At 16.7% G+C, this 22,854-nt stretch carries 23 protein-coding genes and 3 tRNA genes; 13 read left to right on the top strand and 13 right to left on the bottom strand.

The features are described from left to right. Window positions 1-167: 167 nt before the first annotated feature. From AACK90_RS01215 to dut, 5 genes are all read left to right on the top strand, one after another. Window positions 168-1,808, top strand: coding sequence for a VacB/RNase II family 3'-5' exoribonuclease (locus AACK90_RS01215; RefSeq protein ID WP_339042901.1), 1,641 nt, complete (start codon window positions 168-170; stop codon window positions 1,806-1,808). A 238-nt stretch (window positions 1,809-2,046) separates the two neighbouring features. Beyond that, window positions 2,047-2,418, top strand: coding sequence for a 30S ribosomal protein S6 (gene rpsF, locus AACK90_RS01210; RefSeq protein WP_339042899.1), 372 nt, complete (start codon window positions 2,047-2,049; stop codon window positions 2,416-2,418). A gap of 79 nt (window positions 2,419-2,497) precedes the next feature. After that, window positions 2,498-2,725 carry a 30S ribosomal protein S18 gene (gene rpsR, locus AACK90_RS01205; RefSeq protein WP_339042897.1) on the top strand — a complete coding sequence of 76 codons (228 nt, stop codon included), beginning with the start codon at window positions 2,498-2,500 and terminating at the stop codon, window positions 2,723-2,725. 75 nt (window positions 2,726-2,800) lie between these two features. After that, a complete protein-coding gene (rplI, locus tag AACK90_RS01200) occupies window positions 2,801-3,256 on the top strand; it encodes a 50S ribosomal protein L9 (protein ID WP_339042895.1) in 456 nt (151 codons plus the stop codon). A 79-nt stretch (window positions 3,257-3,335) separates the two neighbouring features. Beyond that, window positions 3,336-3,797 (top strand): dUTP diphosphatase, encoded by a 462-nt coding sequence (gene dut / locus AACK90_RS01195; RefSeq protein ID WP_339043674.1) that lies wholly within the window; start codon window positions 3,336-3,338, stop codon window positions 3,795-3,797. Here the strand turns inward: dut and pyrE are convergent. Next, a complete protein-coding gene (gene pyrE / locus AACK90_RS01190) occupies window positions 3,794-4,447 on the bottom strand; it encodes an orotate phosphoribosyltransferase (RefSeq protein ID WP_339042893.1) in 654 nt (217 codons plus the stop codon). The two genes, dut and pyrE, sit on opposite strands and share 4 nt — an antisense overlap. Before the next feature lie 84 nt (window positions 4,448-4,531). Beyond that, window positions 4,532-4,605 (bottom strand) — tRNA-Ile (locus tag AACK90_RS01185). 150 nt (window positions 4,606-4,755) lie between these two features. Between AACK90_RS01185 and AACK90_RS01180 the strand changes: the two genes are divergently transcribed. Continuing rightward, window positions 4,756-4,828, top strand: a tRNA-Asn gene (locus AACK90_RS01180). A gap of 26 nt (window positions 4,829-4,854) precedes the next feature. On the opposite strand, the gene AACK90_RS01175 is transcribed toward AACK90_RS01180, so the two are convergent. Beyond that, window positions 4,855-5,211 (bottom strand): DUF496 family protein, encoded by a 357-nt coding sequence (locus AACK90_RS01175; RefSeq protein ID WP_339042892.1) that lies wholly within the window; start codon window positions 5,209-5,211, stop codon window positions 4,855-4,857. Window positions 5,212-5,286: 75 nt separating this feature from the next. On the opposite strand from AACK90_RS01175, the gene sbcB reads away from it, so the two are divergent. Then, on the top strand, window positions 5,287-6,711 hold the full coding sequence (gene sbcB / locus AACK90_RS01170) for an exodeoxyribonuclease I (RefSeq protein WP_339042890.1): 1,425 nt from the start codon (window positions 5,287-5,289) through the stop codon (window positions 6,709-6,711). 22 nt (window positions 6,712-6,733) lie between these two features. Here the strand turns inward: sbcB and AACK90_RS01165 are convergent, their stop codons facing one another. Then, entirely contained in the window at window positions 6,734-6,979 is a 246-nt protein-coding gene (locus AACK90_RS01165; protein WP_339042888.1) for an oxidative damage protection protein, read from the bottom strand. After that, window positions 6,976-8,022: an A/G-specific adenine glycosylase gene (mutY, locus tag AACK90_RS01160; protein ID WP_339042886.1), complete on the bottom strand. Its 1,047-nt coding sequence runs from the start codon at window positions 8,020-8,022 to the stop codon at window positions 6,976-6,978. The genes AACK90_RS01165 and mutY overlap by 4 nt, the downstream gene beginning before the upstream one ends. A 147-nt stretch (window positions 8,023-8,169) precedes the next feature. On the opposite strand from mutY, the gene trmB reads away from it, so the two are divergent. Next, a complete protein-coding gene (gene trmB, locus AACK90_RS01155; RefSeq protein WP_339042884.1) occupies window positions 8,170-8,844 on the top strand; it encodes a tRNA (guanosine(46)-N7)-methyltransferase TrmB in 675 nt (224 codons plus the stop codon). A gap of 24 nt (window positions 8,845-8,868) precedes the next feature. On the opposite strand, the gene hemW is transcribed toward trmB, so the two are convergent. The 5 genes from hemW to dusA all read right to left on the bottom strand — a co-directional run bounded on the left by hemW (window position 8,869) and on the right by dusA (window position 13,650). Then, window positions 8,869-10,002, bottom strand: a complete 1,134-nt coding sequence (gene hemW / locus AACK90_RS01150; RefSeq protein ID WP_339043654.1) for a radical SAM family heme chaperone HemW — start codon at window positions 10,000-10,002, stop codon at window positions 8,869-8,871. A 60-nt stretch (window positions 10,003-10,062) separates the two neighbouring features. Then, window positions 10,063-10,749, bottom strand: a complete 687-nt coding sequence (locus tag AACK90_RS01145; RefSeq protein WP_339043652.1) for a YggS family pyridoxal phosphate-dependent enzyme — start codon at window positions 10,747-10,749, stop codon at window positions 10,063-10,065. After that, window positions 10,709-11,143: a Holliday junction resolvase RuvX gene (gene ruvX, locus AACK90_RS01140; RefSeq protein WP_339043650.1), complete on the bottom strand. Its 435-nt coding sequence runs from the start codon at window positions 11,141-11,143 to the stop codon at window positions 10,709-10,711. The genes AACK90_RS01145 and ruvX overlap by 41 nt, the downstream gene beginning before the upstream one ends. Window positions 11,144-11,243: 100 nt before the next feature. After that, window positions 11,244-12,644, bottom strand: a complete 1,401-nt coding sequence (gene dnaB, locus AACK90_RS01135) for a replicative DNA helicase (RefSeq protein ID WP_339043648.1) — start codon at window positions 12,642-12,644, stop codon at window positions 11,244-11,246. Between the two features lie 28 nt (window positions 12,645-12,672). Continuing rightward, the gene (dusA, locus tag AACK90_RS01130) at window positions 12,673-13,650 is read right to left on the bottom strand and encodes a tRNA dihydrouridine(20/20a) synthase DusA (protein ID WP_339043646.1); all 978 of its coding nucleotides are present in this window, start codon (window positions 13,648-13,650) and stop codon (window positions 12,673-12,675) included. A gap of 108 nt (window positions 13,651-13,758) precedes the next feature. Here dusA and ssb point away from each other — a divergent pair, with 108 nt between their 5' ends. Further along, window positions 13,759-14,247: a single-stranded DNA-binding protein gene (gene ssb, locus AACK90_RS01125; protein WP_339043644.1), complete on the top strand. Its 489-nt coding sequence runs from the start codon at window positions 13,759-13,761 to the stop codon at window positions 14,245-14,247. 80 nt (window positions 14,248-14,327) lie between these two features. On the opposite strand, the gene AACK90_RS01120 is transcribed toward ssb, so the two are convergent. After that, window positions 14,328-15,074: an alpha/beta fold hydrolase gene (locus AACK90_RS01120; RefSeq protein ID WP_339043642.1), complete on the bottom strand. Its 747-nt coding sequence runs from the start codon at window positions 15,072-15,074 to the stop codon at window positions 14,328-14,330. Window positions 15,075-15,193: 119 nt separating this feature from the next. Between AACK90_RS01120 and AACK90_RS01115 the strand changes: the two genes are divergently transcribed. After that, entirely contained in the window at window positions 15,194-15,763 is a 570-nt protein-coding gene (locus AACK90_RS01115) for a NifU family protein (protein ID WP_339043640.1), read from the top strand. Between the two features lie 59 nt (window positions 15,764-15,822). On the opposite strand, the gene ansA is transcribed toward AACK90_RS01115, so the two are convergent. Beyond that, entirely contained in the window at window positions 15,823-16,830 is a 1,008-nt protein-coding gene (gene ansA / locus AACK90_RS01110) for an asparaginase (protein ID WP_339043638.1), read from the bottom strand. Between the two features lie 269 nt (window positions 16,831-17,099). Here ansA and AACK90_RS01105 point away from each other — a divergent pair, with 269 nt between their 5' ends. Further along, complete coding sequence (locus AACK90_RS01105) at window positions 17,100-18,698, top strand: peptide chain release factor 3 (RefSeq protein ID WP_339043636.1); 1,599 nt, start codon at window positions 17,100-17,102, stop codon at window positions 18,696-18,698. 2,148 nt (window positions 18,699-20,846) lie between these two features. Here the strand turns inward: AACK90_RS01105 and AACK90_RS01100 are convergent. Further along, window positions 20,847-20,931 (bottom strand) — tRNA-Ser (locus AACK90_RS01100). Between the two features lie 245 nt (window positions 20,932-21,176). On the opposite strand from AACK90_RS01100, the gene aroK reads away from it, so the two are divergent. Both aroK and aroB read left to right on the top strand, forming a co-directional pair. Further along, window positions 21,177-21,692, top strand: coding sequence for a shikimate kinase AroK (gene aroK, locus AACK90_RS01095; RefSeq protein ID WP_339043634.1), 516 nt, complete (start codon window positions 21,177-21,179; stop codon window positions 21,690-21,692). Between the two features lie 42 nt (window positions 21,693-21,734). Beyond that, the gene (aroB, locus tag AACK90_RS01090; protein ID WP_339043632.1) at window positions 21,735-22,826 is read left to right on the top strand and encodes a 3-dehydroquinate synthase; all 1,092 of its coding nucleotides are present in this window, start codon (window positions 21,735-21,737) and stop codon (window positions 22,824-22,826) included. Window positions 22,827-22,854: the final 28 nt, after the last annotated feature.

Raw genomic sequence — 22,854 nt, 5'->3', positions numbered from 1 at the left:
CTAAATAGATATAATTTTTACAGGTTCAAGACGTAATGATATTATTATATTAAAAAATTTTTAAAAAAAATAATAGAATAATTTTATATAATAATTATTTTTAATAAATTATTATTTTTCTAAAATTTTTTATTTTTTTTTAATAAATAAAATTTTATAAATTTTTTATGAAATTTTTAAAAAACTTGAGAAATATATTTTTTTATATTTTGAGAAAATTTTTTAGCATAGAATATAGGATAATTAATATAAAAATTTTAAAAAAAAAAATAAATTTAAATAATTCTTTAAAATATATTTTAAAGAAATATAAAATTTCTTCAGATTGGTCAGAAGAAATATTAAATTCTGTAAAATTAGTTAAATCTAAAAAATACTTTAGATCACAAAAAAATAGAAAGGATTTAAGAAATTTTCCATTTATTACTATTGATGAAAAAGATTCATATGATTTTGATGATGCTATTTATTGTTATAAAATAAAAAAAAATTTAAAATGGAAGTTATTTGTAGCTGTTTCAGATGTTAGTTTTTACGTTAAAGAAAATTCTTTATTAGATAAAGAAGCTTTAAATAGAGGTACTTCTATATATTTTCCTTGTAATGTTATTCCAATGCTTCCAGAAGAGTTATCTGAAGATATATGTTCTTTACTTCCTAATCAAGATAGATTATGTATAGTTTGTGAAATGACATTATCTAAAAATGGAAAATTACTTCATTATGTACATTATAAATCTATAATAAAATCTCATGCGCGATTAACTTATTCTAACGTAATAAAAATTTGGAATGGAGATAAATTTTTATGTAATAAATTTAAAAAAATTAAAAAAAATATTATCGATTTATTTTATTTAAATAAAATTTTAGTTCAAAATAAAGATTTAAAAAAAATTATATTGTTTAATAGTGATGAACCTGATTTTATATTTGATTCATCTTTTAAAATAAAATGTATTTCTTTAAAAAAAAAAAATTTAGTACATAATTTTATTGAATATTGTATGATATTAGCTAATAAATCATCTGCTTTATTTATTAAAGAAAATAATGTAATATCTTTATTCAGAAATCATGCTTATCCTGTTAACTCTAAAATAAAAAATTTTAGAAGAATTTTGAAAAAATTTAATCTAAAATTAGAAGGAGGAAATTTTCCTACTTTTAAAAATTATTTAACATTATCTGATAAAATATTTAATAAACCTTATAAAGAAATAATTGAATTAGCTTTGTTAAGATCTACTAAAAAAGCTTTTTATAGTGAAAAAAATTCTGGTCATTTTGGATTAGCAGAAAAATTTTATACTCATTTCACTTCTCCAATAAGGCGTTATTCAGATTTAATAGTTCATCGAACAATTAAATTTATTTTATTTAAAAAATATCATATAGGAAATTATCAAAAAAAATTTTTATATAAAAGAAAATTTTTATATAATTTTAAAAATATGCAAAAAATTGCAAAACAATGTTCTATTTCTGAAAAAAGAGCAGATAAAGCTTATAAATTTTTTATTGATACTTTAAAATTTGATTTCATAAAAAATAAAATAGGACATAATTTTTATGGTTATATTTCACATATAACTGAATTTGGTTTTTTTGTAAAAATAAATAATATTTTTTTAGATGGATTAGTTCATGTATCTCGTTTAACAGATGATTATTATTTTTATGATAAAAAAAAAATATTTTTAAAAGGAAAGCGTTTTAAAAAAATTTTTTCTATTGGAGATTTAGTACATGTAAAAATTATTTCTATTAAAAATAAAAACAAAATGATTCATTTATCTTTGATATAAATATATTTTTTAAAAAATTTTTATATTTTTAATTTTTATATATTCTTGTGTTAATATATATTTAATAAATTATTTAATAAATTAACTATATTAATTTTTTAAAAAATTTTAAATATTTTTATTCGATTTATTTATATTTTTTAAAAAAAATAGTTATTTTTTTTAAAAAAAATTTTTTATATATTATATTGTTATTTGTACATAATAAATTGAAATTTTTATAAGGAGTTTTTTTAAAGTGCGTTATTATGAAATTGTTTTTATGATACATCCTGATAAAAGTGAGCGTTCTAATGAAATTATTTTACGTTATAAAAAAATAATTATGAATTTTTCAGGAAAAATTCATCGTTTAGAAGATTGGGGAAGAAGACAGTTGTCTTATCCAATTAATAAACTAAATAAAGCTCATTATATTTTAATGAATATAGAAATTTCAAAAAAAAATATTAAAGATCTTGAACAAACTTTTAAATTTGATGATTCTATTATTAGAAATATTATTTTTTGTACAAAAAAAATAATTACTGAAAAATCTCCTATATTAAAAGAAAAAAATGAAATTAATAATAAAAGATCTGAAGTTGTAATAAAAAAGATTAATATATAATTTTTTAAAATTAAATTTTATTATTTTTTATAAAAAAAATATTTTATTGAAATAGTTTAAATTAATAGGAGAAAATTTTATGTCACGTTATTTTAGACGTAGAAAGTTTTGTAGGTTTACTGCAGAAGGAATTAAACAAGTAGATTATAAAGATATTTCCATTTTAAGAAGTTATATTACTGAAAGTGGAAAGATAGTACCTAGTCGTATTACTGGAACAAAAGCAAAATATCAACGTCAATTATCTAAAGCTATTAAAAAAGCTAGATATCTTTCTTTACTTCCGTATACAGATCATCATAAATAAAATAAATACAATAATTAAATAATTATTTTTTTTTATTTATTTTTTTTAATTTTAAATTATGTTAAAAGGAAATTTATGAAAGTTATATTATTAATTACTTTTAAAAAATTAGGAAGTTTAGGAGATGTTATTGAAGTTAAACCAGGTTATGCAAGAAATTTTTTGTTTCCTAAAGATATTGCTTTACCTGCGATTCAAGAAAATATTCAATATTTTAAAAATTATAAAAGAAAATTACAAGAAAAATTATTAAAAGAAGTATCTATAGCAAAATTACGTATTAAAGAAATTAAAAAAATAAAAGATATTGTGATATATTCAAAATCTGGAAGTCAAGGGAAATTATTTGGTTCGATCAATGCACGTGATATTTCACGTAAGTTAAATGAATTAGGAATAAAGGTATACAAATCTGAAATTAAGTTAAAAAATAGAGTAATTCGTTCAGTTGGTAATCATTCTGTATTATTTCAACCTCATAAAAATATTAATTCAGAGATTACAATTACTGTTGTTTCTGAAAAAAAATAAAATTTTTAATTTAATTTATTAAAATTTTTTAATATTATTTTAAAAAAAAAATTTTATACTAACTTTAAAAAAAATGTTAATTATGAATAAAATTGATATAAAAATATTAAATTTAAATTTGAAAAATAAAAAATTATTTCCACATTATTCAACTATTGGTTCAGCAGGATTAGATTTAAGAGCTTGCATTTTAAAAAAAAAGATTATTATGAGTAATGAATCTTTTTTATTTTCTACTGGAATTTCTATACATATAAAAAATATTTCTTTAGCTGCATTTTTAATTCCTCGTTCTGGATTAGGTCATAAAAATGGGATAATTTTAGGAAATTCTATTGGTTTAATTGATTCGGATTATCAAGGAGAAATAATGGTTTCTTTATGGAATAGAAGTAAAAAATCTTATTGTATTTCACCATATGATAGAATTGCTCAAATGGTTTTTATTCCTATTAAAAAAGTGAATTTTAATATCGTAAAGAATTTTACATATAAAAGTGTTAGAGGTGTTAACGGTTTTGGTCATACTGGAAAGAATTAATTTTTTTTATAATTATATTTATTTTTATATTTTAATAAAATTTTTAATTTTTTTTTCATTATATTTTTTTTTTTTAAATATTTAATAATATCATTAATATTAATTATTGATGATATTTTACATGAATAATTATTTTGTATTTCTTGTTTTATAGATATATTTTTTTTTGTAAATTCTTGTCTATTTAATGCAACTAAAATATTAGATATTTTTGTTTTTTTGTTTTTTTTTATAATTTTTATTGTATTTTTTATAGCAGTTCCAGCAGTTAAAACATCATCTATAATTACTATATTTCCTTGAATTTTACTTCCTATAATTTCTCCTTTTTCTCCATATTTTTTTTTTTCTTTTCTATTAAAAGAGTATGGTACATTAATATTAAAATATTTTTTTAAAGCTATAACAGTTGCAATTAAAATTGGAATACCTTTATATGCAATTCCAAATAATAAATCAAATTTTTTATTATTTTTTATTAAAAAATAAGCGTAGAATTTACCTAATTTAATCAGATCTTTTCCCTTTGAAAATAAAGATATATTAAAAAAATATGGACTTTTTATACCTGATTTTAAAGTAAAATTTCCAAATATTAATATTTTTTTTTTAAAAATAAATTTAATAAATTTCTTTTTTAAATTTTTCATTATTATCCTTTTATATATTTAAAATTTTTTAAATATATTAATATATTTTTTATATTAATAATTATATAATATAATTAAAAATTATGGCCCTTGCTGGATTTGAACCAGCGACCAAGCGATTATGAGTCGCCTGCTCTGACCAACTGAGCTAAAGGGCCAATTTAATATATTTTAATATTTTCCTAACAGAAAGAATTATAATAGAATTATTAATAATAATCTAGTAGTCTTTTCTTTTTTTTTTATTTTTATTTTTAAATTGTAATAAATTATTTTTTTTTTATAAAATTTATGTTATAATTTAATTTTCCTCTGTAGTTCAGTTGGTAGAACGGCGGACTGTTAATCCGTATGTCACTGGTTCGAGCCCAGTCGGAGGAGTTTTAAAAAGTATTAATAAAAATTTTTTATGATAATTTTTTTTTTAAAATACCTATATTTTTTAATTCATTTGAAATTTTTTTTTTTTCTTTTGAAATTTCAGCACATTGAACAACATAGTCATCAATTCTATCTTCATAATCATTTTTCATATTTGATATAATTTTTTTAATTTCTTTATATTTCATTTCTGGTTTTATATATTCAAATAAATTATTTATTAATAAAATTCTTTTTTGATTATCTCTAATTTTTTTTCCAATATCGTTAATTTCTCTTTGAAATTTATTTTTTTTTCTAAATAAATGAACAACATTTAATACATTTTTAAATGAGCTTTTTGAATCATTTTTTTGAACTTCGAATTTTTTATTATTTTTCATTTTTTTTTCTTTTTCTTGTATTATTACAATAATAATAAAATTATATTAATATTTTTATATAATAATTAGTATATTATGAAAACTTTTATTCCTATAAATTTTTTATTTTATGATTATGAAACATTTGGTATAAATCCTATATTTGATAAACCATCACAATTTGCTTGTGTTAGAACTGATTATAATTTTAAAATAATTTCTAATCCAGTTGTATTATATTGTTATCCTCCAATAGATTATTTACCAGATCCAAATGCTGTATTGATTACTTCAATAACTCCTCAATATACTAGAAAATTTGGTTTAAATGAATCAAATTTTTCTAAAAAAATAAATTTTATATTTAATAAATATTCAAATACTTGTATTTTAGGTTTTAATAATATTTGTTTTGATGATGAGATAACTAGAAATATTTTTTATAGAAATTTTTTTGATTCGTATGAATGGAGTTGGAAGAATAATAATACAAGATGGGATGTTCTTAATTTAATGAGAGCATTTTATGCATTACGTCCTGATGGAATAAATTGGCCTATTAATAAAAAAAAAATAGTTTCTTTTAAGTTATCTCATTTAACAAAAATTAATAATTTATCTCATTATAAAGCACATGATGCTTTATCAGATGTATATGCTACAATAAATTTATTAAAATTAATGAAATTAAAGAATTTAAAATTTTTTAATTTTTTATTTTTTATACGTAAAAAAAAAAATTTGTTAATTTTAATTAAAAAAAATTTTTTTACTCCATTAATTTTTATTTCTAGTATTTTTGGTTCTAAAAATAATAATATAGGTTATGTAATTCCTTTAATTATACATGAAAAAAATAAAAATATTTTAATTGTTTTTGATTTAAATAAGTATTATTGTTTTGATATTTTTATAAAAAAATATGAAAAAAATTTTAATTTTGATTTAAAAGTTTTATTTAAATTAGGAATGAAACTAATTTATTTAAATAAATGTCCTATTTTAATTCCTTTTTCTGTTTTAAGAAAAGAAGACATATTACGATTGAATTTAGATAAAAATAAAATTTTTAAAAATTTTATTTTTTTTAAAAATTTTTTTTGTTTTGAAAGAATAAATAATTTATCAAAAATAATTTTTAAAGATAAAAAATATAATCATATTGATGAATCTTTGTACAAAAGTTTTTTTAGTTATTCTGATAAAAAAAAAATTCATTCTTTTAGAAATTTAATAAATAATAATATTATTAATAATAATTTAGATATATATGATAAACGTTTTAATGATCTTTTATTCTTTTTTCAAGCAAGAAATTTTCCGTATACTTTAAACAAAAAAAATAAATATATATGGAAAAAATATTTAATAAAGTTTTTTAATAAAGAAAAAATATTTTTTTATAAAAAAAATATTATAGATTTGAAAAAAAAATATTTCAATGATTCTAAAAAATTAAATTTATTAAAAGATTTATTAGAATATTTGAAATATTTAATAAAAAATATAAAAAAAATTTAAAATTATTTTTTTATATAAATTTTTAATGAGATTTTTTTTTTTGAAATAAAAATTTTTTCATATGTTTTTTAATTATTTTTTGGTCAATAGGATTTAACATATTAAATTTTTTTTCGTTGATAAGTATTGTTTGTTTTTGTATCCATTTTTTCCATGCTTTTTTTGAAATATTTTTATAAATTTTTTTTCCAAGAGAACCTGGATAATTTTGAAATTTTAATCCATTCATTTTTTTTTTAAAAAAATGACAATATATTTTTCTTTTCATAATTTTTTCTTAATTTTATTTTTTTTTATTTCTAAAAATATTTTTTTTACAATAGCTGGAATTCCTATTTTTTGTGGATTTTTTGTATTAAACCATATTTTTTTTTTATTTTTAAAAATAAGTTCTTTTTTTTTTTTTATTTTAGTTAAAAAATATTTTATAGATAGAGTATAATTGTTAAAATGATGAAAAATTTTTTTATTTTTATTTTTTTTTAATACTATTTTTTTTTTTTTTATCCATTGGAACATTTTTTTTTTTTTATAAAAAATTGGAAAATAGTACAAATTTTTCCATATTTTTTGTTTTTGTTTTTTTAAATAAAATAAATTTTTATATTTTATTAATATAAACCAGCATTTTATTTTTTTTTTTGTTTTATGTATTTTTTTTATGTTAAATTTTTTTTTAATAAATGTTAAACATTTAACATTTAAAGGACAAATTATGCATTGTGGGTTTTTAAATTTGCAGATAATTTTTCCTAAATCCATCATAGATTGATTAAATTTTCCAGAATTATGTATAGGAAGTAATTTATTTAATTTTTTCCAAACTTTTTTTTCTAATTGATAATTTTTTTCATTTAAGTTATAAAATCTTTGTATTACTCTTTTTATATTTCCATCAAGTATTGGAAAAAAATAATTAAAAGTTAAAGAAAGTATTGCTCCTGCAGTTGATTTTCCAATTCCTGGTAGATTAATTAAATCTTTAAAATTTTTTGGAATAATGTTATTATGTTTTTTTTTTATAATTTTGGCTGCTTTATATATATTTGTTGCTCTGTTATAAAAACCTAATCCACTCCATATAAATAGAATATCGTTTAAAGAGCTTTTAGATAATTTTTTTATATTCGAAAATTTTTTTAAAAATTTTTTAAAATAAGGTATTACTACTTCTACTTGCGTTTGTTGTAGCATTATTTCAGAAATCCATGTTTTATATATACTTTTGTTAATTTGCCAAGGTAATTTTTTTCTTCCATGAAAGTGAAACCAATTAATGATTTCTCTTGAAAAATTAAAAATGTAATTCATATTTTTTATTTTTATATATTTTTTAATTTTAATATATCATTTTTTTATATATATTATAAATTTAAATTTATATTTTTTTTTTAAAAATATTTCATATATTTTTTTACATACACTATTTAAAATTTTAATTAAAATGAAATAAAAATAATGATTAATAAGAGTATTAAAACATTTCGATTAAGAAATAGAAAGTTAACTCAAGGTAAAATAGATATATTAAATTTATATTGGCCTATATTTGGATTAGACATAAAAAAAAAAATAAATTTTGAAAGTTATTTTTTAAAAAAAAGTTCTTTAATTTTAGAAATAGGTTTTGGATATGGTGAATCTTTAATTAATTTTGCTAGTCAGAATAGAAATATACGTTTTATAGGAATTGAAGTTTATATTCCAGGGATATGTTTTTGTTTAAATAAAATACATTTATTTAATTTAAATAATATTAATATATTTTATGGTGATGCCATAAATTTTTTAGAAAATCATGTTCAAGATATTTTATTTAATAGAATTAATATATTTTTTCCTGATCCTTGGAACAAAAGAAAACATTTCAAAAGAAGATTAATTCAAAAAAATTTTATAAAAAAAATTTCTAAAAATTTAATATTTAATGGTTTTTTTCATATATTAACAGATTCATATTCTTATTTTAAATATATATTAATGATTTTTAATCAAATAAATGGATTTAAAAACAAATCTAAAAAAATGAATTTTTATTTTTTTCATGAAAATAAATTTTATACTAGATTTTTAGATAAAGCTCAATCCAAAAAAAAATATATTTATAGTATTTTTTTTAAAAAAAAATTTTAATTTTTTATTAAAATTTTATTTTAATTATTTAACAAATATTTCTAGTAAATTATTTAAAAATAATTTTCCTAACTTAGTAGTTTTCCAATATTTTTTTTTTTGAATTATATATTTTTTTTTAATAGCATATAAAATTTCTTTTTGAATATATTTTTCTTTTAAACCAGTTTTTTTTATAAAATTTTTTTTAGAACATTTTTGATTAAGTCGAAAATTATTCATAAAAAATTCTAGTGGTTTGTTTTTTTTTTTTACAAAATAAATTTTTTCTATATATTTACCATTTAAAAACTCGTGTATATTTTTTTTTTTTACCGTTCTAATAATTTTTTTATTTTTTAAAGTTATTTTTCCATGAGCTCCGCATCCTATTCCTAAATAATCTCCATATTTCCAATAATTTAAGTTATGTTTGCATTTGTTTTTATGATTTGAATAAGAAGATATTTCATATTGAAAAAAATTGTTTTTTTTTAATATTTTTTTTCCTATTTTATACATTTTTTCAATTTTTTTTTCTTTTGGTAAAATTGGAGTATTTTTATAAAATTTTGTATTTTTTTCAATAGATAATTGATACCATGATATATGTGATGGTTTAAATGAGATAGCTTTTTTTAAATCTTTTATAATATATTTTTTTTTTTGTCCTGGTAGTCCATACATTAAATCAAAATTAATTTTTTTAAAATTTATTGATTTAACAATTTTAATTTTTTTAATTAATTTTTTATACGAATATTTTCTATTAATATTATTTAAAATTTTTTCATTAAAACTTTGTAATCCAAGAGATATTCTATTAATTCCAGATAATTTATATTTTAAATAAGATAATTTATTAATAGAATTTGGATTAGATTCAAATGTAATTTCTATTTTTTTTGAAAATTGCACAATTTTTTTAATATTTTTTATAAGGTATTTTATATATTTTGGTTTAATTAAATTTGGTGTTCCTCCACCAATGAAAATTGTATTTATTTTTCTGAATTTAATATATTTTATATCATTTTTTAAATCTAGAATTAAATGTTTAATATATTTTTTTTGTGGTATTTTTTTTTTTTTAATAGAAACAGAATAAAAGTCACAATATGGGCATTTTCTTATACACCATGGTATATGAATATATAAACCTAATTTTGGAAATTTCATAAATTTTTCTCTATAAAAATATTTTTATATATATGTTTATTTATTTTTTCTTTTTTTTTTTTAATTAAATATTTTTTTTCCAATTCGTATTAATGTACTTCCATAAAGAATAGATTTTTTAAAATCTTTACTAGTTCCTAAAGATAATGTATCAAAATTTTTTATTTTTTTTTTTAAAATGTTAAATATTTTTTTTGATTTTATGTATATTTTTTTATTTATTTTTTTTTTATTTATTTTTGGAAATACCATCATTCCTTTTAATTTAAGTTTAGGTAATTTAAGTATTATTTTTTCTAATTTTTTAATTTTTTTAGATATTTTTTTTGTATTATTATTTTTAATTTCATTTTGAGTAATTTGTATTAAAATATTTAATGGAGAATTTTTTAAAGATCTATATTTATTTAATAAAATTAAAGTTTTTTTGTTTTTAACAGAGTGACACCATTGAAAATATTTTGATATCATTTTAGTTTTATTACTTTGTATATTTCCAACAAAATGCCATTGTATATATTTATATTTTTTTAATTTTTTTATTTTTTTTAAAGCTTCTTGTATATAGTTTTCACCTAAACAAAAATATTTTTTTGATATAATTTTTTTTATTAAAGATGTTTTTTGATTTTTTGTAATAATTAGTAATTTTATATGTTTTTTAGAAATTTTATTTATTTTTTTTGAAATTTTTTTAATGTTTTTTTTAATTTTTTTTATTTTTTTTTTTATTATTAAGTTTTTCATAAAACCAACTTTTTAGAATTATTTCTGCAGAGATTGAATTAATATTTTTTTTAGTTAATTGTTTAACTCCACCATTTTTAAAAAGAATAGATTTTGCTTCAATTGTGGTATATCTTTCATCATGTAATTTAACTGAAATTTTAAATTTTTTTAATAATTTTTTTGCAAATTTTTCTGTTTTTCGTGTAATTTTTTGTTTTTTTCCATATATGTTTAAGGGTAATCCAACAATTATTTTTTTTGGTTTCCATTCATAAATAATTTTTTTAATATTTTTCCAATATGTTTTTTTATTTTTTGAAATTGTTTTTAGTGCTCTTGTTGTATAAGTTATACATTCACCAATTGCTGTTCCTATATTTTTTGTTCCGAAATCAAAAGATAAAATAATCATTTTTTTTTAAGATTTTCCATTTTTAATTATAAATTAATTAATAATTTTATATTTTTTAAATTTTAAAATAAAATAGTAATTAATTTTTTATTATTTAAATTTATTTATTTTTTTCATTATAATTTTCATATAAATTATCTGCATAATTATCAAATCTTGAAAAGTTTCCATTAAATGTTAAACGTATTTTTCCTATAGGACCATTTCTTTGTTTACCAATAATAACTTCTGCAATACCTTTTAATTCTGTATCTTGATGATATATTTCATCTCTATATATAAACATAATAAGATCTGCATCTTGTTCAATTGATCCTGATTCTCTTAAATCAGAGTTTATTGGTCTTTTATCTGATCTTTGTTCAAGTGATCGATTTAATTGAGATAATGCTATTATTGGTACTTTAAGTTCTTTTGCTAAAGATTTTAAATTTTTTGATATTTCAGCTATTTCTAATGTTCTGTTTTCTTTAGAAGAAGGAGAATTCATTAGTTGTAAATAATCTATCATTATTAAACTAATTCCATTATTTTCTCTATATATACGTAATGAACGAGATCTAATTTCATTAGGAGTTAAATAAGACGAGTCATCTATATATATATTTTTTTTTTTTAATAGAATATTTATTGTACTCGATATTCTAGACCATTCTTTATCATTAATTTGTCCTGTTCGGATACTAGTTTGATCTACTCTAGATAAAGAAGATAACATTTTTATTATTATTTGTTCGCTAGGCATTTCTAAACTGAATATTAATATTGGTTTTTTATATATCATAGATGCATTTTCACATAAATTCATTGCAAACGTTGTTTTTCCCATAGAGGGTCTTGAAGCAATAATTATTAGGTCAGATGGTTGAAGACCAAAAGTTTTTTTATTTAAATCTTTATATCCTGTGTCAATTCCAGTTATTTTTTTATGAGGATTTTTTAATAATATTTCTAAATTTGATATTGTTTTATTTAATATTTCTTCTATATTTTTTAGTCCGTTTTCGTTTGTTTTAATATTTTTAGAAATTTTAAATATTTTTGATTCTATATAATTAATTATTTCAGAACTTTTTTTTCCATTTGGAAAATATCCTAAATTTTTTATCTTTTTTGAAGTTAATATTAATTTTCTCATAATTGAATTTTCTTTAATAATTTTTGCGTATTCTAATATATTAGAAATACTAAAAGTATTAGTACATAATTCATTGAGATAAGAAAATTTGATTATTTGTTTTATTTTTTTTTTTTCTAAAGATTCTGATAATGTAATTAAATCTATTGGTTTTCTTATATAAATTAAATTTTTCATTTCTTTAAAAATTATTTTATGTAAAGAATTATAAAAATCTTTTTTTTTTATAATTTTGAATACTGAATCCCATTTTTTATTATTTAACATCAATCCTCCTAATACTGATTTTTCTGCTTCAAGAGAATATGGAAGTTTTTTTTTTTGTACAATATATTTTTTGTTTTGATTTTTTAAAATAGACATATAATTATTTTCTCTACAGTATCTTGGTTTAACTATTTTTACATGATAAATATATTTTTTCTAAATATTTTTTTATATTTTTTTTTATTTTTTTTAAATTCAAGTTATTTAATTTTTTTTTCCATTTTTTAGAGCCTTTTTTTTTATAAAAAAAACCATTCATATGTCTTGTAATTGATTTTATTGATGTTTTTTTTTTTATTTCTTTTTTAATATATTTTGACATTTTTTTTATTATTTTAATTTTTTTATTTTTTTTTTTATTATTAAATATTTTTCTTTCTATTTTTTTTAAAAATAGAGGATTTTTATAAATTTTTCTTCCTAACATGACTCCGTCTACTATTTTTAAATGTTTTTTAATTTCTAAAATAGATTTAATTCCTCCATTTATAATAATTTTTAAATGAGGAAAGTCTTTTTTTAATTGATATACATAATCATATTTTAATGGTGGTATATTTCTATTATTTTTTGTTGTAAAATTTTTATTAAGAATAGCATTTCTTGCATGAATTATAAAAATTTTACATAATTTATTATGTGATGTTTCATATATAAAATTTTTTAAAAAATTGTATGTACTGTAATTATTAAATCCAGTACGTGTTTTTATACTAATTGGAATTGGAGAAGAATTATTTATATGAATTAAAGCTTGATTTATAATTTTAGTATCTTTCATTAAAGATACTCCTAAATTATTTTTAGTCATATTTTTTGAAGGACAACCAACGTTTATGTTTATTTCATTATATTTTTTTTTATATGCTAATTTTGCACATTGAGATAAGTGTTCTGGATTTTTTCCTATAATTTGTAGAGAAATTTTATTTTTTTTATCTTTATTTTTAAATAATTTAAAGTTTTTATTTAAAATGCTTTGAGTAGTCATCATTTCTGTATATAAATAAGAATTTTTTGTTAATAATCTATGAAAATATCTACAATGTCTATCTGTATATTTTAACATTGGAGCAACGCAAAAAATTTTTTTTTTCATCATATTTTTATATAAAATAAAGTATTTTTGTTTTTTTAATTATAAAGCATTTATTTTTTAAATGTAGTAATATATTGTATAAATTATTTTGTTTATATATGAGAGAGAAATATGGCTAATAGAGGAATTAATAAAGTTATTTTAATAGGATATCTTGGACAAAATCCAGATATTAGATATATGACTAATGGTTCAGCAGTAGCAAATATTAATATAGCTACTTCAGAAAGTTGGAAAGATAAAAATACAGGAGAATTAAAAGAAAAAACTGAATGGCATAAAGTTGTGTTATTTGGGAAATTAGCTGAAATTGCTGGGGAGTATTTAAAAAAAGGTTCTCAAGTTTACATAGAAGGATCATTAAAAACAAGAAAATGGGTTGATCAAAATAATTTAGATCGATATACTACAGAAATTATTGTAAGTATTAATGGTTCAATGCAAATGCTTGGAAATAGACAAAATATAAATAAAAATAATATTAATAATTCTTATAATGATAATAATTCTAAAAAAAGTTCTATTTCTTCAAAAGATACAAATAAACAATCTTTACTTCATGAATCAAATACAGATTTTGAAGATGATATTCCTTTTTAAATTTTTTTTAAAACTTTCGTTTTATACGAATAATTTTTAAATTTTATATATAAGACGAAAGTTTTTTTTAAAAAAATTGCTTAAATATTATTTTTAATGAAATTTATTATTTTTTTATAACATTTTTTCAGATCTGAAATAAATGGAGCATGATTAGATTTTTTAAAAATAAAGGAATTTTTTTTTATTTTTTTATCTAAAATTTTACAAATTTTTTTAGGAACAATAGAATCTAAATTTCCATATATTCTAAATATTGGAATTTTTATTTTTTTTATTTTTTTTCTTAAATCTATTTTTTTTAAAATTTGTGTATTAAATTCTATAGTTAAATTATTTGGTTTTTTTTGAGATATTATTTTTTTATAAAGTACATTAATTTTTATTTTGTTTGTACTATTTTTTTGTAATTCGAGAAAATTTTTTATGGAATATTTATAATTCATTAATAATTTTTTTTTCATTTCATTAATTTGGTTTATTTCTATTCCTGGCCATTTTTTTTTTTTTATAAAACATGGAGAAGATGAAATAGTTATTAATAACAAAACATTTTTTTTATTTTTTAGAGTTAATAAAGTAGCTATTAATCCTCCAATAGACCATCCTATTAATATACAATTTTTTGGAATATATAAACTTTTTTTTTTAATAAATTTTTTTAATTCATTATTTAATTTAAATTTTTTTTTTGGTGAATGTAGTTCTATTGTAGATATTTTAAATTTTTTTGAAAACTTTTTTTTTAGAAAATACCATACTTTTTTATTAAAACCTAATCCATTAATTAATATTATAGTGATTTTTTTTTTGATTTTGTTGTTCATATATTTTTAAATAAATTTAATGTTTAAAAAATTTTTTTTAGTTTAAAATTAATTATATATTTCATTTTAAATTTCATATAAAATTAATGTAATAATAACTAAATTTATTTTAAAAAAAAATGATTAAAATTTCTAAAAATGCTCAGGAATATATTTCTAGATTATTATCAAAAAAAGAATTTAATACTCATATTAAAATATTTGTAAATAATCCAGGTACTGAAAAAGCTTCTTGTGGAATAGAGTATATTTATCATAAAGATATTACAAATTTAGAAAAAAAAATTAAATTTAATAATTTTAATGTTTATATAAAAAAAAATGATTTAAAATATTTAAAAAAATCTAAAATAAAATTAATAAAAAAAAATTTTAATTTTGAATTAATGTTACGTTCACCTTATATTGGCGTAATTAAAAAAATATCAGATCTGGAACAAAAAATTTTATATTTTATAGAAGTTAATATAAATCCGTTTTTAATTTCTCATGGAGGAAAGTTGATTTTAAAAAAAATAAATAAAAAAAAAGAAGTTCTTATTGAATTTCAAGGAGGTTGTAATGGTTGTTCTATGGTAAGTTCTACTTTGAAAAATATGGTTGAAAAACGTTTATTAAATAATTTCAATGAAATTTCTAAAGTAATTGATATTACTTTGCATAAACCTAATATTTTTTCTTATTATTAATTTTAAAATATTTTTATTAAATAAAATTTTATTTTTAAAAAATATTTTTATAAAATTTTTTAAGAATTAGTAATTTCTCCTCTTAAATTTTTTTTAATTTTTTTTTTAATTAGATCAATAGGTATATTTTGACTGAATAAAAAATGAAGTTTAGCAAGAGCAGCTTCAATTGTTAAATCTTTTCCACTAATTACTCCAGAATTTGATAAAGAATATCCAGTAGCATAATTTTTCATATTAACTGTTCCAGATATGCATTGTGTTAAATTTAATATTATTATATTTTTTTTTTGAGCTTCGTTTATTTCATTTAAAAATTCTTTATTTTGTGGAGCATTTCCGGTTCCATAAGAACATAAAATGACACCTTTTACAGGTTTTAAAAAAATATTTTTCATAATATTTTTAGAAATTCCAGGATATATAGTAATTATATTAATAGGTTGATTATATATTTTATGTACAATAAGTTTTTTTTTTTTTTTTTTTATTTTTTTATATAAATATTTTATTTTTACTCCTATTTTTAATAGCGGAGGTAAATTAGGTGAAGAAAATGCATTTAATCCATTAGCATTTGTTTTAGTGGTTCTGTTACCTCGATATAACTTGTTATTAAAAAATAATGTTACTTCATATATAGGATAATTAGCTGCTATTAATAAAGAATTTAATAAATTATTTCTTCCATCAGATCTTATTTCACACAATGGTATTTGTGATCCAGTTATTATTACTGGTTTTTTTAAATTTTCTAAAATAAATGATAGCGCTGAGGCAGTATAGGACATTGTATCTGTTCCATGTAATATAATAAATCCATCATATTTTTTATAATTTTTTTTTATATCATTTGCAATTTTTGTCCAATCTTTTGGTGTCATATTTGATGAATCGATTAATGGGTTATATTCATTAATTTTAAAATATGGCATTTCTTTTTTATGAAATTCTGACATTTTTTTAAGTTGTTTTTGAAGAAATCCTGAAATTGGAATATATCCTATAGAAGTTTTTTTCATTCCAATAGTTCCACCAGTATATGCTATATAAATATTTTTTTTCATTTTTTTATTTTTTTAACTCATATTTTACAAAGAATAATGTTAGATTAATATAAATTATTAAACAATAATATTAAATAATAATTTTAATATTTATATTTTTTTTATAAATTGGTATTATTAGATTGAATTTATATATATTTAATAGAGTATTTAATTTTTCATTTATTTTTTAAATATGTTGTATAAAATTTAAAATATATATAATATTTTAAAAAACATATTTATTTTAAATAATTTTATAATAATTTTAAAGAGAAAATTTTTATTTAATGAATAAGAAAATTTTAAATCAGAAAGATATTTTAAAAATAAAAAAAAGAAGAACTTTTGCAATTATTTCTCATCCAGATTCTGGAAAAACAACGATTACAGAAAAATTTTTATTGTTAGGAAAAGTAATTAGAGAAGCAGGCACTATAAAGTCTAAAAAATCTAATAAATATGCTAAATCAGATTGGATGAATATTGAAAAAAAAAGAGGAATTTCAGTTACTACTTCTGTTATGCAATTTTTTTATTTTGATCATTATTTAAATTTGTTAGATACACCTGGACATGAAGACTTTTCTGAAGATACATATAGAGTTTTAACTTCAGTAGATTGTTGTATTATAATTATTGATGCTTCTAAAAGTGTTGAAAAAAGAACTAAAAAGTTAATGAAAGTAGCTCGTTTAAAAAATATTCCTATTATTACTTTTATAAATAAATTAGATAGAGATTCGCATGATGTTATTAAAATTTTAGACGATATTGAAAAGAAATTAAAAATTTTTTGTGTTCCAATTAATTATCCGATTGGTAGTGGAAAAGATTTTAAAGGATTAGTAGATATTGATACTAAAAAAGTTTTTTTATATAAAAAAGATTTATTTAAAAAAAATAAAAATTATATTAAAATTTATTATGATTTAAATAATATTATATTAAAAAATTATTTTTCAAATAATGAAATTTTTCAGTTAAAAAAAGATTTAAATTTAATTAAGTCTTGTTATGGTTCTTTAAATAAAATAAATTTTTTAAACGGAATTGAAACTCCAATATTTTTTGGAAGTGCGTTAAGTAATTTTGGAATAGATAATGTTTTAAACAGTTTAATTAAATGGGGTCCTTATCCAAAATGTAGAAATAGTTCTACAAGAAAAGTTCAGTCGACAGAAAAGAAATTTTCAGGTTTTGTTTTTAAAATACAAGCTAATATGAATTTAAAACATCATGATAGAATTGCTTTTATTAGGATAGTTTCTGGAAAATATATTAAAGGTATGAAATTATATCATGTTAGAACAAATACAATTAGTATAGTTCATAATGCAGTAAATTTTCTTGCTGGTGAAAGATTAATTATTAATAAAGCTTATCCAGGTGATATAATTGGAATATATAATAAAGGAAATATAAAAATAGGAGATACTTTTACAGAAGGAGAAAATATGAATTTTTTAGAAATTCCAAAATTTTCTCCTGAACTTTTTCAATCTATTTATTTAAAAAATTCTTTTAATCAAAAAAAATTGTTACGTGGTTTAAAACAACTTTCAGAAGAAGGAGTTGTTCATCTTTTTAAACCATTTTGTAATAATTCTTTAATTATAGGTGTAATTGGTCGTTTACAATTTGATGTAATTTTAGAAAGATTAAAATTTGAATATAAAGTTTTAGCAAAATATAGAAAAGTAAATATATCTTTAATTAGATGGATATCTTGTAAAAATTTAAAATTGTTTGAAAAATTTAAAAAAGAAAATTATATCTCTTTAGCATATGATAACAATAATGAAATTGTATTTTTTTCTACCAGTATATTTAGATTAAATTTAATTATGTCTAAATACAAAAATATTATTTTTTCAAAAATTAAATAGTTTTTAAATTTAAATTTTTTAACAAAAAATTTTAAAAAAATATTTTAAATTAAAAAATTACTTTTTATAAAAAAATATTAGTTTTATATATAAGAAATGTTATGAAAAGAGTGAGTATTAGTTTAAATATTTAATAATTATTTCTTTTAAATATTTTTTATAAAATTATTAATTAATACTTGAAATATCTTAGGAAATATAGAAAAATATTGTTATAATAAAAAAATAAATAATAAAAATAAAAATTTAAATATTTAATTTTTTAATTTATTAAGTATAGTGAAATTTATAAATAAATTTTTTAGAAATTTGTAGTTTAGATTAAAATAAAAATTTTATAAATTTATTTGAATCCTAGTAACATTTGTACAATAAAATATAATTTTTTAATATATAAAATATTAAAAGTTTTTTTTAATAATTTGGAACATTTTTAAAATATTATAAAAAATTTTTTTCAATTTATTTTAGTCAAAATATAAAAAATTACTTAAATATTATATTTTTTAGAAAATTTTAATATTTCAGAAACGAATATTTTAAATGTATATTTTGATATATATAAAAATATTTAATTTAATATTTTATACTTTTTTTATTATAAAATTTTTTATTTTTCTTTTTTTTTTAAATAATATATTTTTAAAAATATATTTTTTAAAAAAATATATATTTTATTTAAATAAAATAGAATTGTTTTGAATAAAATTAAATATCTATATTTATAAATTTATGTTAAAGGAATGTTTTAAGAATTAATAGAAATTTTTTAATATATGTATTAGAAATATTTTTTAGTTTTTAGATATAATTAATATTATAGAAAAATTAATAAATAAATGGAATTATTCTTTAAATAGAAAAAATTTTATTATTTTTTTTTATATTTTTATTTTTTAAAATATTAATTTTTATTTCATAAAAGATATTTTAAAAAATTTATAGAATGAATTATATTTTTTAAAAACAAATAAAAAAAAAAAAAAAAAAAATATTCATATTTTTTTAATTTTATTTGTTTTTTATTATTTATAGATTTTTAAATGAGATATACATGTTTATTTTAAAGAATTATAGTTATTTTGATATAAAAAATTCTTCTAAAATTTTTGAAATTTATAAAAAGAATAATTTATTAACAATTATTAAAGATTATGAATAAAATTTAATATAAAGAGGAATTTACTATATTAATAAGAATTTTTTAATTTTTTTATATAATTTTTATATGATATTAAAACATTTAAGATATATAAATATTTTTTTTATATTTTATAAATTATTAAATAAAATTTTTTTAAAATAAATTTTTAAAAATTATGATTTAATTTCTTCAAAAATTCTTTATTTTATATAAAAATTAATATAGGTATTTTATTATGATTACTATAATATGAATATTAAAATTTCCTATTTTTTTTAGAAAAAGTAATAATTTAAGGAGTTTGAAATAGATTATAATATATAATTAAAAATTATTTGAAAAAATTTTAATAAAAAAATAAATAGTGTTAGACAAATGTTAGGTTATACTAGATTTTATAAAAATTAAAAAAAAAATATCTATTTTATTTATGAGGATATAAATTTTTTCATATTAATTTATGTTATAGAATTATATTTATATACAATATAAAACAAATTATTCGTTTAAGAAATTTTAGAAAAATTATTAAAAATTTAGATATTTAAGATATAATTATCTTTATAAGAAAATTTATAAATTTTTTAATTTAATAAACTAAAATTTAATGGATATATTTTTTTTTACTTGTAATTTAATATGTTAAAAAATTTTTATTAAATTTTTTAAAAATTTAATTTATTTTGTGTTTAATTGAATTTTTTTATTAATTATTTTATTGTAAAAATAAATATTTATATGATTTAATTTAAAAATTTGAATTCTACTACAGACATAGAAATTTTTTATTGATACAGTTTTTTTTTAATGAATTAAATTTTTAAATGATATGAATTTATAATATACCAGATTATATATTTAATTATAAAAAATATATTTTAAAGATTGAGAAAATAAATTAAATAATTCTATTTTTTAGCTTTAATAATATCTATTAAATAATTTTTTTTAAATAAAAAATAAAATTTTAAATTTATTTTTTTTTATTTTTTTTTTTTTTTTTTTGGTGAAAAAGGGATTCGAACCCTTGATACGTTTTCGTATACACGCTTTCCAGGCGTGCTCCTTAAGCCACTCGGACATTTCACCAATTTTATTTTCTCTAATTATTATTTTAATAAAAAAAATATAAACGTCAATTTTTTACAATAAATTAAATTATGTATTTTAAATATATTTTTTAAAACAATTTTTATAAATTTTTAAAATATTATTAGAATTTCTTCATATGAGTATATATAAATGATAAAAATATTTTTTTAAATATTATATTATATTTTATAATTATTTTAGTATACAAATTATTAACTTATGTTTTTTATAGAAAAATTAATATGAAAAAAAAAAATCTTTTTTTAATAGGACCAATGGGTGCTGGAAAAAGTACAGTTGGAAGAATTTTAGCTAAACAGTTAAACATGAAATTTTATGATTCTGATGAAGAAATTGAAAAAAGAACTGGAGCGGATATAAATTGGGTTTTTGATGTTGAAGGAGAATCAGGTTTTAGAAAAAGAGAATCAAAAATTATTAATGAATTAACTCATAAAAAAGGAATTGTTTTAGCAACTGGAGGCGGTTCAATTCTTTCTAGAAAAAATAGAAGATATCTTTCTTCATATGGTATTGTTATTTATTTAAAAATAACTGTTAAAAAACAATTAATTAGAACAAGAACTGATAAAAAAAGACCTTTATTACATATGAAAGATTCTTTGAAATCTACTTTAAAAAAAATGAAAAATGAACGAAAATATTTATATAAAAATATTTCTGATATAATTATTAATGCTGATAATTATAGTGCTCAAACTATTGTTCAAAATATCATTAAATCATTAAATTTATAAAAATTTATTTTTTTTATAATTAAACTTTTAAGTGAAAAAAATATGTTAAAGAAATTTATTGTTCCTTTAAAAGAAAAAAGTTATCCAATAGTAATTGGTTTAGATTTATTTAAAAAAAATCATCTTTTATCTTATTTTAAAAAAAAAAAAAGATATATTTTAATAACAAATAAAACGTTATTAAAATTATGGATAAAAAAAATTGAAAGATTTTTTAATAGTAATAATATTAAAATTGAAATTATTTCTATACCAGATGGAGAGTGCTATAAATCCTTACAAGAAGCAAATAATATTATAACAGAATTATTAAAAAAAGATTGTGGAAGAGATACTATATTAATAGCTTTTGGAGGAGGAGTTATTGGAGATCTTACAGGATTTGTTGCTTCAGTGTATCAAAGAGGAATAGAGTTTATACAAATTCCAACAACTTTGCTTTCACAGGTAGATGCTTCTGTAGGAGGAAAAACTGGAGTAAATCATACTTTAGGTAAAAATATGATTGGTACTTTTTGGCAACCTAAATATGTCATTATTGATTTATTATTTTTATCTACTTTATCACAAAGAGAACTATCTTCAGGTTTTTCTGAAGTTGTAAAATATTCAATAATTTTTGATAAATTGTTTTTTTTATGGCTTGAAAATAATTATTTAAATTTGTTAAAGTTAGATAAAAAATGTTTATTGTATTGCGTTTATAAATGTTGTAAATTAAAATCAGAAATTGTTATTTTAGATGAGAAAGAAAAAAGTTGCAGAGCGTTATTAAATTTTGGTCATACTTATGGTCATGCTATTGAATCATTTATGGGATATAAAAATTTTTTACATGGAGAAGCTGTATCAATAGGTATGATTTTAGCTTCTAGAACCTCTGAAATTTTAGGATTTTTAAAAAAAAATGTTACAGAAAGAATTATTTTTTTATTAAAGAATTTTAATTTACCAGTTTATCCACCAAATGATATGCCTTTAAAAAGTTATATTTTTTATATGAAAAAAGATAAAAAAAATTTTTTAAATAATATAAATTTAATTTTACCTCATAAAATTGGTATAGTAAAAATTTATAAAAAAATTGATAAAAAAGTAATATTATCAGTTATTAAAAATTCTTTAAAAAAATAAAATATATGAAATTTTTTAAAAATTTTCA

Source organism: Buchnera aphidicola (Periphyllus acericola), assembly GCF_964019855.1.
Lineage (GTDB): Bacteria > Pseudomonadota > Gammaproteobacteria > Enterobacterales > Enterobacteriaceae > Buchnera_J > Buchnera_J aphidicola_BC.
This window is presented reverse-complemented; position numbering and strand designations above follow the sequence as displayed.

Coding starts and splice junctions, on each gene's coding strand:
- AACK90_RS01215 (WP_339042901.1), top strand. CDS start 168: ATGAAATTTTTAAAAAACTTGAGAAATATATTTTTTTATATTTTGAGA.
- rpsR (WP_339042897.1), top strand. CDS start 2,498: ATGTCACGTTATTTTAGACGTAGAAAGTTTTGTAGGTTTACTGCAGAA.
- rplI (WP_339042895.1), top strand. CDS start 2,801: ATGAAAGTTATATTATTAATTACTTTTAAAAAATTAGGAAGTTTAGGA.
- pyrE (WP_339042893.1), bottom strand. CDS start 4,447: ATGAAAAATTTAAAAAAGAAATTTATTAAATTTATTTTTAAAAAAAAA.
- AACK90_RS01175 (WP_339042892.1), bottom strand. CDS start 5,211: ATGAAAAATAATAAAAAATTCGAAGTTCAAAAAAATGATTCAAAAAGC.
- sbcB (WP_339042890.1), top strand. CDS start 5,287: ATGAAAACTTTTATTCCTATAAATTTTTTATTTTATGATTATGAAACA.
- AACK90_RS01165 (WP_339042888.1), bottom strand. CDS start 6,979: ATGAAAAGAAAAATATATTGTCATTTTTTTAAAAAAAAAATGAATGGA.
- mutY (WP_339042886.1), bottom strand. CDS start 8,022: ATGAATTACATTTTTAATTTTTCAAGAGAAATCATTAATTGGTTTCAC.
- trmB (WP_339042884.1), top strand. CDS start 8,170: ATGATTAATAAGAGTATTAAAACATTTCGATTAAGAAATAGAAAGTTA.
- hemW (WP_339043654.1), bottom strand. CDS start 10,002: ATGAAATTTCCAAAATTAGGTTTATATATTCATATACCATGGTGTATA.
- AACK90_RS01145 (WP_339043652.1), bottom strand. CDS start 10,749: ATGAAAAACTTAATAATAAAAAAAAAAATAAAAAAAATTAAAAAAAAC.
- ruvX (WP_339043650.1), bottom strand. CDS start 11,143: ATGATTATTTTATCTTTTGATTTCGGAACAAAAAATATAGGAACAGCA.
- dnaB (WP_339043648.1), bottom strand. CDS start 12,644: ATGTCTATTTTAAAAAATCAAAACAAAAAATATATTGTACAAAAAAAA.
- dusA (WP_339043646.1), bottom strand. CDS start 13,650: ATGATGAAAAAAAAAATTTTTTGCGTTGCTCCAATGTTAAAATATACA.
- ssb (WP_339043644.1), top strand. CDS start 13,759: ATGGCTAATAGAGGAATTAATAAAGTTATTTTAATAGGATATCTTGGA.
- AACK90_RS01120 (WP_339043642.1), bottom strand. CDS start 15,074: ATGAACAACAAAATCAAAAAAAAAATCACTATAATATTAATTAATGGA.
- AACK90_RS01115 (WP_339043640.1), top strand. CDS start 15,194: ATGATTAAAATTTCTAAAAATGCTCAGGAATATATTTCTAGATTATTA.
- ansA (WP_339043638.1), bottom strand. CDS start 16,830: ATGAAAAAAAATATTTATATAGCATATACTGGTGGAACTATTGGAATG.
- AACK90_RS01105 (WP_339043636.1), top strand. CDS start 17,100: ATGAATAAGAAAATTTTAAATCAGAAAGATATTTTAAAAATAAAAAAA.
- aroK (WP_339043634.1), top strand. CDS start 21,177: ATGAAAAAAAAAAATCTTTTTTTAATAGGACCAATGGGTGCTGGAAAA.
- aroB (WP_339043632.1), top strand. CDS start 21,735: ATGTTAAAGAAATTTATTGTTCCTTTAAAAGAAAAAAGTTATCCAATA.